Here is an 11,536-nt window from a genome sequence, read left to right on the forward strand (position 1 = left end):
CCCCCACATGTAATATATACCCATTTTTCAATTCTATATCAAATTGATCTTTAAGATTCGCCCTTACCTCCTGTAAATTTCCAGGTTCAAAATTCTGATTAAGTCCATTGTAAACAACTTCAGATATTAAAGGCTTATTAGGTAATGTGGCATGAAGATCTTCCTTGGTTTTAATTGAAATTGAAATGAAATTTTTTGCTTTTCCAAATCCATTTCGAATCCATTTTTGATAAAGTATCCCTGTAAATCCAACTTTATTTTCAGGAATTCTATGCAATGCAGAATGTAATGCAATAAAATCATGACAATGAACCACGTGAGGTCGCTTAATTGCTAAAGGTACCCAAGGCCCCAAAGCTTGATCTGCAAATACAAAAAGTGTGTTTTTAGGATATTTTTTTAATCTAGTTTTCACCTTTAAAGGAAACACCAGAAACTGATCTAAATAGCCAAGCCATTTTTTTAAAAAGCTTCCTAAAGGAATCTGGTAAAAAAATTTGGTAGCAGTCCATAACTCAACTTTATGCCCCCTTTGCCTCATACCATCGGCAAGCATATTGGCATATTTAGGCATACTTTGAGAGCCTTGGAAGCTGGGATGAGTAAAAATTATTATATCCATATTTTAATGATCCTTTTCTATGGAAGCATATATTAATCCACCAATTAGAATTCCAAATCCTAATGTAGTAGGCTGAGCCCAGGGTCCTTGCAAAATAATTATCATCCCAAAACTCAATAACATCCAAGGGAGTGTATTGTTCATCCTTATAGAATCCCATGCTTTTCGAAACAATTCTAGTACAACCCCTCCTCTAATTAGTATAACGATGATCCCTAATACTAGTCCCATTTCTCCAATTACTCTACCCCATTCTCCTTCTGCAATCAAGAACTTGGAATTGTCGCCAGTTAATATTTTAGCTCCTGCATTCGTTCCCATACCTACTCCCTCACCCCAAAATTCAAATTTATCGTTAGTAACAGCACCATACATCCCTCCTAAAAAACGATCGATAAAAACTCCTTCCAATCCTCCTTCGGTCTCGTTGGCACTGGTAAATCTTTCCATAAATACATAACTAGCAGTTTTGAAAAAGGAAAAATTATTCAGCATTAATAAAAGAAAAAAGCCTACTATTAAAGCAGTAAACACTCTAATTATAATTTTAGGGTTTCTTCCTGAAATGATTAGCATAAAAACTAAGCTTAATACAATTTGAAATAAAACTGTCCTACTAATACTTAGTGGTATTGCAACTAAAAGTGAGATAGTGGCTACTAACAATAAGGATTTTGATATATGAACAGATTTTTTATCTAGCCAAAAATAAAAAATATAGGCCGCTGCTAACCCATAAAAAAAAAGCTAGACCATTGGTAAAAGAAAATGTCCCTGGAACACGAAAAAAACCTGCAGCACCTCCAAAACCTGAACCTTCTAAGTCGCCCCCAATACCAAGATTAACCCAAGCAGATTGTGGGCTATAAAACTGTATAGCAACCAGAATAGTCATTCCTATACAAAGCCAAAGAACAGCTTTTCCCATTTTTAATACATCTTCCCTGTTAAAAACCATCCCAATAATAAAGATTAAAGGAAAATGTATTAACGTAATGCGCAAACCATATATAGCAACTAAAATATTGCCATGTCCAATGAAAAGTGCTAAAACCAAAGCTAGAATGGATACTGCATAAATTGAGAGCACATAACCATTAGGTTTCCAAAGGCCACTTATAATAGATTTATAAAGAATCCATATAGCAACCGGATCCCTAACAATTAATAAAGGTTCTGAAAGCCCTGGCAAGACCCATTTTCTTAAGGCTCCTTCAAAGATCAACAAGAAAAAATATAGCCAAATGGCACGTTTTAAACTTCTTAATACTTCCTGATCTATCATCAATTTGATTTTATAAAATCTTCAATGGATGCTGATAATTTATCTCCATAGATAGACATTGGAGATTTTGCAGCGGTCTTTAAAGCTTCTGTTCCTATTTTAGCTATACACTCCGGGTGCTCTAAAATCTTATTTAATGTTTTCACAATTTCAGAAGTATTACCTGCGGGAACTATCCAACCATTAATACCATCCTCAATAAAATTTGCACCACAGGTTCTATTTGTTGTAATTACTGGAGTTCCTTGAGACATTGCCTCTGCCACCACCAATCCATAGCCTTCAAAAAGAGATGGGAAAATTAAAATATCCTGTTGTCTCATTAATGCTAAAACCTCTTCATTTGGAAGTGATGGTATCCAAGTATGCTTTGCTAATTCCTTTTCTAAGGGTGAAAAATTATAGCTTGTTCGTTTTCCTACGATCGTTAGATTGACTTTACCTTTAAGAATTTTAGCGGCTTCCAATACATTTGCTATTCCCTTAAGTTGTGTAAGATTCCCAACAAATAATAAATTAATTTTTCTAGCACTCAAACTTTTATAGGTCCTTTTTTCGCATATTGGTGGGAACCCATAGGGAATCACATACACAGGAGGGAGAATTCCAGGATACAATTCCAATGTTTTTTTTGTGAAATTGCTGGCAACAAAAATGATATCTGCCAAGGCAAGCTCTTCATCTTTTTTGGCTAATTTTTCTTTAGAATCGAGAACGCAAGTAACTGTCCTCATCCATTCAGGCCTATTTATCCTTTCATCAATTAAATACTTATCATGTGCTCTCCAATATCCGGTAGGTAGATCGTATATACAAAAAATGCCTTTCGCTTTTGCTTTTCGAAAACTTGATAAAGCACCATCCTCATAAGCATATACAGCATCTATGTTATTCAAATTTTTAGATATAAATCTATCTAAATCGCTATATACTTTATCTATGCAAAAAATCCCTTCTTCATGCTCTACTCCTTGTTTCCATCCTACTTTTTGAGAAATCAATCTACCAATTTCCTTTAAGGGTCTTACATAGAGATAAGGTTTTACATCAGAATTAAAAACTCTTTTTCTTAGTCCACTTATTGGGAAAACCCTAGCAAATTTTTGTAAAAAGCTATCTTCCAAAATAGCGATACAAGTATAAAACCTGCCTAATAATCCAGCTTTAATAAGTCCCCCTAACAAAGCACGCACATTAGAATTTCCTGTAGGATGTGAAAGTAATATTGTTTTATTCCCCATATCTAAGAACAGTTAACCAACTAACCAGGCCGTATTCCCCGCTAGAAATTGGCATGGATCATACATAAAAAATTCTTTTCTTTTTTTTTAATAATGGTTTAGCGGGATTTCCAACCATTACCGAAAATGGGGCAACATCCTTGCTTACTACAGCACCTGCACCAATAACGGCTCCTTTTCCAATAGTTACTCCCGGAAGAATAATAGCATTTGTAGCCACCCAAACATAATCATGGATAATGATGGGTTTTTTAATAAGCTTCCAAAATGGGTCATTAATATTATGTGATCCACTCAATAATTTTACCCCGTCATTTATGCACACGTACTTACCTAATGTAATTTGATCGTGTAAAGCCAATTCCGCCTTTCCTAAAAATGAATGTGCTCCAATTGTTAAATTACATTTATTCCCTTCTGCCCTAATATTTCCAATTTCTGAGGTTTTACAAATTATTGCTCCGCCATTAATTAATTTAGTCCTTCTAGAATTTCGCTGAAGCACTTCTTTAATTGTAAAAATTCGTTTTCCCCACGCTTTATAAAAATGAATGCTTCCAGCAGAAAACTTAGCTCTATGTTTCCATAAATATTGTAATGTTGCCATTGACTAAAATTGATTTGATTTTAACCCTTTAACAAATTTTCTAGTAACCTTTTCTAAATTTTGTTCATATTTAGAGTCTTTGTTTTCTACAAAACCGGCTATATTCAAACTGTTGCTCCATCTAATAATGGAATCGTTGGTTAAAATTTTCGTTCTTATATTTCTGGGTTTCCACTTACGAGCAATACAAAAGACTGTTAAGTTGTGTTCTAACATAGCTGCTGCAGACCCACTTTTCTCTGTTAAATAATAAGGTGTACTGGTAAGCCCCCATTGACATCGAGATAATGCTTTTGAAGCTTCATTATTTTCTAACCATCCATAATTCCTGAAATCTATATTATGCTCCTTTAAAACATCTATCCAATTTCTCTGTTCTGGCCCATTACTGCCAATAAAATAGAATTTGTACTTATTCTTTTCCGGAAGTTTTTTAACCATTTTTTTTAAATTTGCACCAAAATGAATTCCCCCAAACACTGCGATCTTTATTAAATCTTCATTTTTTTTTTCTTCTTGTAGATCTATTATTGGAATATTTCCAAATAATGGTAGAAGTTCTACTTTATAGCCAAGCTGGCTAATATGTTCGCGATAAAGGCATGTTTGAGTATGTACTATTTTGGGGTCTAATACATTAATGGTATTCTTTATAATATACTTTTGTAAAGCACCATAAATTCTATTTTTAAATGAGGCTTTTTTATCCATGCCAACCCATAGTTCATGAAACATAATATGCCAAGACTTTCCGGCACCCAATTTTAATAATTGATTCCCCAAGCGCCATGGCAGTCCTTTCTCATGAAAAGAAAAAGGAACATATTGCAGACTTATCCATTCGGGATTAAATTCTTCAATCCAAGTTTTTGCATTGCGTAGTCTGTTTCTAGCAGGCGCTTTAGAACCTAATCGAAGAACATTCACATTTATGCCTTCTTGCTTCTGCTTCTCTCTAATTATTCCATTGACATTTCGGTCATTAAAAGCTAGAATAGCAACCTGATTCCCTTGCCTTATTAATTCGCTAGCTAGTCTTCGGGTATAATCTCCAACCCCATCTCGCCCTACTTCAAGTGAACCGCATACAAATATTATTCTCATAATTATACCTAAAAGCAATTGTTTAAAAATCAATTCAATTCTTTAGAGATCTAATTTCCAAGGCATTTTCAACACCTATTATGGCAGATATAAATTTAAATATCCTTCCGCCATGTGCCACAGGGGTGTAATATCCCAACTGTCTTATTTGTTGTTTGCATTTGCTTAAAAGATCTGGGTGGTTGGGATAGGAATTGCAGTAATAAATGCTCAAAGCTATTCTCCCTAGTTCATCTGCAGATTCTTTATTTAATCTCTCTTGAAAATACTTGGTATAACAACTATATGAGTACAACCAACTTTCATAAATATGCTTAGAATTGAAACGTTTGCTAACGCTCATAGGCACATCTCTACGATAATAAAATTTTGAACCGGGGCAAAATAAGACCCCTTTTGAAAACAGAATAATTCTAGAAAAATATTCTCCATCATTATTTATTAATACTTTTTCATCCCAACCATGAGTTTTCTCTACCAACGCTCTTGGCACCAACCACATTCCTGTAGTGTAGTATTTTCCAAAATGATTAAACATCTCTCTAAAATATTCTTCAACTTCTAGGTTTTTGTAGTAAAAATCGAAATCTGGTTCAAGATTTTTTTGATCATTAATAATATATCCCATAATTCCGCTATAAATAAATTCATCACCGTTGGACTTATAGTTTCGAACCTGAAATTCCAGCTTTCTTTTATCTAAAATATCGTCTGCATCTAAAAATTGAAACAGCTCACCGGTAGCTTTAGTTATTCCAAAATTTCGAGCGTAACAAGGACCACTATTCTCAATCTTAGAATATTTTATTCTTATATCGCTAAATTGTTTTATTATCTCTTCAGATCTATCTGTGCTTCCATCGTTAATAATTATTATTTCAAAATTTTTGTAGGTTTGATGCAAACAACTTTCTATGGTCTTTAGAATATATTTTTCGGAATTATAGACCGGAATTATAATTGAAACTAATGGTGTCATATGAAAACAATTTAAATTAGTGATCTTAATTAATAATGAAAATCTATTCCTGAATAGGTAACATGTTAATGTTTTTAACACCTATTTTATATGCATAGCCTCTCTTGCTAAAATGATACTTGTAGTGCACATCAACATCTTTAGCTATATCTTCCCAGCAATAATTACGTACTACTATTTCCCGGGCTTTTTTTGATTTCTTTTTTAATTCTTCCTTGTTTTCGAGAAGTGCTATTATTTTTTTAGACAATGCCTTTCTATCGCCTGTGGGAACCAATAGCTCTGGAAGAATAAAATCTGATGGGCCAGGGGATTTATAAGCAACTACGGGTAATCCTGCACACATCATTTCTAGAGCCCCAAAACCAAAACTCTCAAGATACGAGGGAAAAAAACCCATGGTGCAATCCTTTAATAGTTCAGGTAAATCCTCTGATTTAAATTTGGGAATTACCTCTATACATGAATGATGTTTTTTTGGAAAAAAATTAAAAACCCAATCAGCAGTATAAATGGTTCCTAATAATTTCAGCTTAATAGAAGGAAAACGGTTTTTTAAATCACTTAAAATATCTGAAAAATCCATTGCTCCTTTCCTAAAGTCAAATGTTCCTACAAATGCCAAGATAAATGGCTCCTGATATTTATTTGAATTAGGCTTGAACATTGAAATTCGATCTGAACTTATACCATTGGGAACTATTATAATTTTATTTGAATTAAAACCACGCGTAATTAGCAAATTGCGATCCTTAGTATTTTGTACTTGAATTAAGTCCGATTGATTTAGGCTGTATTCAATTTTCTTGTAAAGCGCTTCAGTATCGATATTATTTCCATGTATTCTATTTACAAATAGTCTTATTAATCGAGCTATTTTAGTTTTAAGATTATATCTGAATTTTATTCTGGAAAAATGAAAATCAAGAATAGCAGGTCTCGCTACAAACAAAGTGTTTTTATCAAATAAATTTCTATTAAATGGAAGCGTATCATATTCATACAATACCACATCAAATTGATAACAGTTATTTATTAGATATTCCTTTAAAGCTGTGCTATGCTTTTTAGCATTATATTTTTCTTTTGAAGGAATGCCCAACTTTTGTTTATCTACCATTACAGTTTCCCAACCAAGCTTGTGTAAAGCTTCGGCCAATTCAATTCTGTTTTTGGTAAAACCTTTTTCTAAAGAAAAATTTCCTTTAGAGCATAATGCAATTTTCATAATAAGTATGTTTTTAACTTCATTTCTTATTGTGTAGACGATTTAGAACTAAATCCAAAAATGAGCTAGAGCTATAAAAGCAGTAAGGACGGTACTTTTTGATAGTGGTATTTAAAATGACTTAGGGTGTTAACTCATAAAATAATATTATCCTAAGTTGTTAATGAAAGAAATTATTTTGTCTGATTTATCCCTCACACTATCATTTGCATCTAATGACAAAACGGGGATGTTTTTAGATTTCACGGCATTTATATACATGCTTTTTTCTTTAATGGATTCCAATCTTGAGTTTATAAGTTCTTGAGGTGTCAAAAATTTATCATTAATCCGAAGGTTTCCCCTTTCCATCGTTCTTTCAACAATGGTGGTAACATCACCATCAAAATAGATTATTGCATTTGGCAAATCCATAAGACTAAGTATTTCAGAAACCTGTAATTTAAATCCTGAAGTTGATCCGTTAGGGGTAAAATAATTAAGATTGTGTATAAGGCCTTCGTCTAGCAAAAAGAATTTATCTGAAGTCTCCTCTCTTACTTTTTGAATTTTCTCTAAAATAGCCCGAATATAATTAGCTCCGTAAAACCTTAATTCTTCTCCTTTTATATTTTTTCTTTTAGAAATAGTCTGCCAAAACAAATCAATTAATTCGGGGTTTTTATTTATAGCCCTATTTAATATAAGCCTATCATGCCTATTTTTAGATAATGCTTGAGGCCTAATTTTTTTTAATTAAGAAGTTTACTAATAACTCTTTAATTCCTTTTTTATCGTTGTATTTATTTTTGTATAATTCTTCATAAGGAAGCCATTTGGAGTCTTTTACCTGTGTAGTTTTTAAAAATTCATAGGTTGTTGATTTTCCAACCCCAGGAACTCCGACAAATTCTATATACTTGGCCATTTATTCTTGTAATTTATAAATACAAAACAGTTATAAATTCTTAAAAATGAGGATCTAAAAAAATAACAACACACTAAACTATCATGGCCTTTTCAGGACTATTATTTACTGCATGTAGTTCAAAATTTTCTGCGAAATCTATTATTATATTTGCGCTTTCCTTGATGGGATTTGAAGCGTCTATATATAATACCGGCATTCCTTTATTTTCCAAATGCTTTATAGCCGTTAAAATTCGTTCCCTGCAAGTCTTTGTGCAATCTATTAATTCGGCCATGGACAATCCTTTATGCATGTCTCGTATTTCAGCTCTAGAGAAAAGCCTTTTTGCATTTTCATTTAAATCAGTTTCAATATAAACCAAAGCATTTGGCAATGGCATGATCTCTAAAAGTTCATAAATCTCTTGCCTTTCGGTCTCCCGTGTAGTGCTTTTATATAAGCCTCGGTCTATCATATTTATAAAACCTTCATCTATAATTATAGTTTTATTAGATATTTTTTTCTTTTTAAAACTTGATTTTTTTTTTATGATTCTATATATAAATTCTGCCTTTTCGAATCTTAAATCTAAACCATTATAGCTTCTTCTTTGGCGGGCAAAAATATTGCCCCAACAGGCTTCAATAAATTCTGGATGTTCACCCACAAAGCGATCTCCAGCGTCCTTCATCGCTTCTAAATCCACAAATTTTCTACCTTTTTTAATTTCTCTATAGACAAACCTTAAAACTTCATATAAACGCTCCGATTTATTAGTGATTGATGTTCTTGCATATTTTCTGTGTTTAACTTTTTTGAAAATGCTTTTCGCAAAATCAAGGATGCTTTTATCCCCATAAGGATTGGTGTTGGAAGCTGTTATCCATTTATCGTTATTTCGTCTCTTTTCAAGCTCATAAAAAATACTGGATTTCCCAACCCCAGGGGAACCACACAATTCAATAATTTTTGCCATAATAAACTTCTTTTTTAAAATAAAGCATGGGCTTTATACCACATTCCATTTTTAGTGGATATTAATTTTTCATAAACCCATACAATATGGTAACACATTAATTTCCGTTCTTAAGAATATTGCTCTCCCAATTCCCTATGGAAGGTCCCCATACATGATTAAATGAACTAGAATTCGTATCAAAATTTTTAGGAAGATCAAAATTACCTGTTTTGGGTATCCCTGTAATTTCAACACCTTGCTCTATATTTAAAATTGGAGTCTCATATTTTTGTAAAAATGAAAAGCCTGTACAAAAGAGTGTGTTGTTTGGAGTGATAATAAGACTTTCCGGAGTAAAATCAATATATGCCAAGCCTCTTAAACTCATACTTTCTATAATTTTAATTATTTCCATTCTTTTAGAAAACAGTATTTTAATTTTTTCCGCATCTGGTAATTCACTCAAAATATTTTTTAAATATGGAACTACGAAATACCCTTCCCCTTCTTCTAACAATGATGGAATAAATGTTAGTTCTTTTGAAAGTTCTTTTATTGCAAAAAGCTCTCTATGAAAATAGATTTCTTTTCCTGGACGAAACGTTTTTTTTTACGCCTAAACCTTCACCATATTTAATAATCTCTACCTTCGAAATCTGTCCTGCAGACAGTGTTTTTTCTACACCCCATATTCCAGTAAAGTGCCGTCTTCTAATTTCTACCTCTTTCGAAATTGCATCTCGGTATTCCTCCCCAATCTGGGATATATAAAACCAAGCATCAAGCTCGTTGTCGGAGGAATGCACTCCATTGTATTTTTCATTTATTTTAGTTGAACTATTAATAAGCTCTCTAAAATCATATTTAGCATTAGGATTATTTCTATTTGTCATCCGTGTTTGCTTTTTGGCTTCAACACTATTTAGTGGCCAAGGATAATAATCATATGCAACAATAAGAACAGCAGGAGGGCCACCAGAAGATTTATAGGGACCTTTATCCCATTTACCTCCTCGAATTTGATGCTTACAATGTTTTTTTTTCTTCGGAATTTAGGATGCGGGTGTCAATTATATCAAACTGATATTTATCTTCCAAGAAATTCTTGAAATCCTCAAGCAATCCGTCTTCTAAAAGTTTTTCTCTCACTAAATACACTATAAGATCTCCCCCTCTTATGTCTGAATAAAGACGTTTTTGCAAAAAACCCAACTCTGGTTTCAACTCAACAAGCTTTGCTAAAGTATCATCTGCTGGCGCAAAGTTTTGCTCTTTTAACCAATTAAATATGCCTTGAGTAGTGATGTTTATATTTATACCCAATTCCATTGAAAGATCTTTTAATACTGAAGTATAATCATGTTCTACCTCGGTTTGCTTTTCTTCGAAGCCGGGCAATCCTGAATTAAAACCTTTATGAAAAACTGCGTGATACGCAAGGGAAGCGAAGTAAGTTAAAGGAGAAGGCACATAAGCTCCTCTATATAATATTCTTTTTTCAACTAAAGAATGTGCTAGATTGGATTGAAAATATGGAATATTTCTACGGCTGCCGTGTTTACTTCCGGAAATGGTATAAAAATCACATTTTAAATCGGTCCCATTATCATAAAAGACAACCAAATCGTTTATTAGATCGCGATCTTCGTCTTTTATCAAAATATCCATGTCTTCCCCTTCTGGAATTTCGGGTAAATCATGCCACCAGCGAAGTAGTACATATTCCACATTTCGCTCATGTAAAATTTCAAAAAAACCCATGCGTGAAATACCTTGCTTTATATAGACTCTTGGAGATTTTATCGGCTTTATAATTGCCCTTCGTAATCGATCATAATACTTTTTTTATGCTTTTATTTCGATGTATTTTTTCTTTAACCGCATTTGGAATTACTTTCCTAATAGCTGCAATTATTGGTTTAGAATACCCGTTTTTACGTTCTCTGAATGAGAATATTTTATTAAATGTGAAATTATTGTTTTCGCTCAATTGCATAATGGTTTCTTATTAATCGTTAAAAATATTTTATTGGATCAAAAAAAATTCGAGAAATAACACAGTGTTTTGTTTTTTGAAAAACGTTGAAGATTGTAGTCAATTCTTAGTGATAACAAAGCTTCATTAATACTTATTTTTTTGAAGGTTTAATTATTCGTCTCATAGCATGTTCACAATTTTATTGGAAACAAACACAGTAGATACTTTATCTTCTTAACACCACTATTATAATTTTTTACTTTCTAAGCAACCTTATCGTTTTACTTTTTCCACTACCGGTCTCCATTCTAAGTAAATAAGCACCTGTAGGCAACCAAGATCCATCAACTTCAATGGTATTAGGCTCATCTGCATTACTCATGCCTTTTTTAATATCCTTTATTTTAATCCCTATATTATTATACAAGGTTATAGAGTATGTGTCATGTTTTAAAAGTGTAAAACTTACAAATGTGTTGGTAGTAAATGGGTTTGGATAGGCCAATATTTCCTTCTGAAATACTTTACCGGAAATCTCTATATTCTCCAATTTCTCTTTTTTAGAAAATTCATTTGCTGCTGTTTTAAGAGTGCTAGTCATACTTGCCAAGTTATTAATCTCTGTCGCGCTCAAGGCTGTGTTGT

Annotated in this window: 15 protein-coding genes; all 15 read right to left on the minus strand. The window is 32.7% G+C overall.

Features of this window, described 5'->3' with window-relative positions; all coding sequences use genetic code 11:
* A partial coding sequence (locus ON07_RS13510) for a glycosyltransferase family 4 protein (RefSeq protein WP_010232524.1) occupies positions 1 to 622 on the minus strand: 622 nt, incomplete at its 3' end.
* Positions 623 to 625: 3 nt separating this feature from the next.
* Positions 626 to 1,072 (minus strand): hypothetical protein, encoded by a 447-nt coding sequence (locus tag ON07_RS17295; RefSeq protein ID WP_237708941.1) that lies wholly within the window; start codon positions 1,070 to 1,072, stop codon positions 626 to 628.
* 244 nt (positions 1,073 to 1,316) lie between these two features.
* Positions 1,317 to 1,907 (minus strand): hypothetical protein, encoded by a 591-nt coding sequence (locus tag ON07_RS17300; RefSeq protein WP_237708942.1) that lies wholly within the window; start codon positions 1,905 to 1,907, stop codon positions 1,317 to 1,319.
* Complete coding sequence (locus tag ON07_RS13520) at positions 1,907 to 3,148, minus strand: glycosyltransferase family 4 protein (protein WP_010232526.1); 1,242 nt, start codon at positions 3,146 to 3,148, stop codon at positions 1,907 to 1,909. The genes ON07_RS17300 and ON07_RS13520 overlap by 1 nt, the downstream gene beginning before the upstream one ends.
* A 58-nt stretch (positions 3,149 to 3,206) precedes the next feature.
* Positions 3,207 to 3,755: an acyltransferase gene (locus tag ON07_RS16070; protein ID WP_010232527.1), complete on the minus strand. Its 549-nt coding sequence runs from the start codon at positions 3,753 to 3,755 to the stop codon at positions 3,207 to 3,209.
* Between the two features lie 3 nt (positions 3,756 to 3,758).
* A complete protein-coding gene (locus tag ON07_RS13530; RefSeq protein ID WP_029332040.1) occupies positions 3,759 to 4,859 on the minus strand; it encodes a glycosyltransferase family protein in 1,101 nt (366 codons plus the stop codon).
* Between the two features lie 34 nt (positions 4,860 to 4,893).
* Positions 4,894 to 5,838 carry a glycosyltransferase family 2 protein gene (locus tag ON07_RS13535; RefSeq protein ID WP_010232529.1) on the minus strand — a complete coding sequence of 315 codons (945 nt, stop codon included), beginning with the start codon at positions 5,836 to 5,838 and terminating at the stop codon, positions 4,894 to 4,896.
* Positions 5,839 to 5,881: 43 nt separating this feature from the next.
* Positions 5,882 to 7,066 (minus strand): glycosyltransferase family 4 protein, encoded by a 1,185-nt coding sequence (locus ON07_RS13540; protein ID WP_010232530.1) that lies wholly within the window; start codon positions 7,064 to 7,066, stop codon positions 5,882 to 5,884.
* Between the two features lie 147 nt (positions 7,067 to 7,213).
* Complete coding sequence (locus ON07_RS13545; protein WP_010232531.1) at positions 7,214 to 7,708, minus strand: hypothetical protein; 495 nt, start codon at positions 7,706 to 7,708, stop codon at positions 7,214 to 7,216.
* 79 nt (positions 7,709 to 7,787) lie between these two features.
* A complete protein-coding gene (locus ON07_RS13550; protein WP_010232532.1) occupies positions 7,788 to 7,973 on the minus strand; it encodes a hypothetical protein in 186 nt (61 codons plus the stop codon).
* Between the two features lie 73 nt (positions 7,974 to 8,046).
* Positions 8,047 to 8,931, minus strand: a complete 885-nt coding sequence (locus tag ON07_RS13555; RefSeq protein ID WP_010232533.1) for a hypothetical protein — start codon at positions 8,929 to 8,931, stop codon at positions 8,047 to 8,049.
* A 97-nt stretch (positions 8,932 to 9,028) separates the two neighbouring features.
* Entirely contained in the window at positions 9,029 to 9,328 is a 300-nt protein-coding gene (locus ON07_RS13560; protein ID WP_155807245.1) for a hypothetical protein, read from the minus strand.
* Positions 9,329 to 9,482: 154 nt separating this feature from the next.
* Positions 9,483 to 9,806, minus strand: a complete 324-nt coding sequence (locus ON07_RS13565; protein ID WP_010232536.1) for a hypothetical protein — start codon at positions 9,804 to 9,806, stop codon at positions 9,483 to 9,485.
* A 133-nt stretch (positions 9,807 to 9,939) separates the two neighbouring features.
* The gene (locus ON07_RS13570; protein WP_010232538.1) at positions 9,940 to 10,674 is read right to left on the minus strand and encodes a hypothetical protein; all 735 of its coding nucleotides are present in this window, start codon (positions 10,672 to 10,674) and stop codon (positions 9,940 to 9,942) included.
* A gap of 473 nt (positions 10,675 to 11,147) precedes the next feature.
* On the minus strand, positions 11,148 to 11,536 hold a 389-nt coding region (locus ON07_RS13575; RefSeq protein WP_010232540.1), incomplete at its 5' end, for a T9SS type A sorting domain-containing protein.

Origin of the sequence: Gillisia marina (genome assembly GCF_000258765.1) — a bacterium.
Taxonomy (GTDB): Bacteria; Bacteroidota; Bacteroidia; order Flavobacteriales; family Flavobacteriaceae; genus Gillisia; species Gillisia marina.

Excerpts from the sequence above, each read along its gene's own strand:
- ON07_RS16070 (WP_010232527.1), bottom strand. The coding sequence starts at position 3,755 with ATGGCAACATTACAATATTTATGGAAACATAGAGCTAAGTTTTCTGCT.
- ON07_RS13560 (WP_155807245.1), bottom strand. The coding sequence starts at position 9,328 with ATGGAAATAATTAAAATTATAGAAAGTATGAGTTTAAGAGGCTTGGCA.
- ON07_RS13540 (WP_010232530.1), bottom strand. The coding sequence starts at position 7,066 with ATGAAAATTGCATTATGCTCTAAAGGAAATTTTTCTTTAGAAAAAGGT.
- ON07_RS13550 (WP_010232532.1), bottom strand. The coding sequence starts at position 7,973 with ATGGCCAAGTATATAGAATTTGTCGGAGTTCCTGGGGTTGGAAAATCA.
- ON07_RS13565 (WP_010232536.1), bottom strand. The coding sequence starts at position 9,806 with ATGACAAATAGAAATAATCCTAATGCTAAATATGATTTTAGAGAGCTT.
- ON07_RS13520 (WP_010232526.1), bottom strand. The coding sequence starts at position 3,148 with ATGGGGAATAAAACAATATTACTTTCACATCCTACAGGAAATTCTAAT.
- ON07_RS13535 (WP_010232529.1), bottom strand. The coding sequence starts at position 5,838 with ATGACACCATTAGTTTCAATTATAATTCCGGTCTATAATTCCGAAAAA.
- ON07_RS13555 (WP_010232533.1), bottom strand. The coding sequence starts at position 8,931 with ATGGCAAAAATTATTGAATTGTGTGGTTCCCCTGGGGTTGGGAAATCC.
- ON07_RS17300 (WP_237708942.1), bottom strand. The coding sequence starts at position 1,907 with ATGATAGATCAGGAAGTATTAAGAAGTTTAAAACGTGCCATTTGGCTA.
- ON07_RS17295 (WP_237708941.1), bottom strand. The coding sequence starts at position 1,072 with ATGGAAAGATTTACCAGTGCCAACGAGACCGAAGGAGGATTGGAAGGA.
- ON07_RS13570 (WP_010232538.1), bottom strand. The coding sequence starts at position 10,674 with ATGGGTTTTTTTGAAATTTTACATGAGCGAAATGTGGAATATGTACTA.
- ON07_RS13530 (WP_029332040.1), bottom strand. The coding sequence starts at position 4,859 with ATGAGAATAATATTTGTATGCGGTTCACTTGAAGTAGGGCGAGATGGG.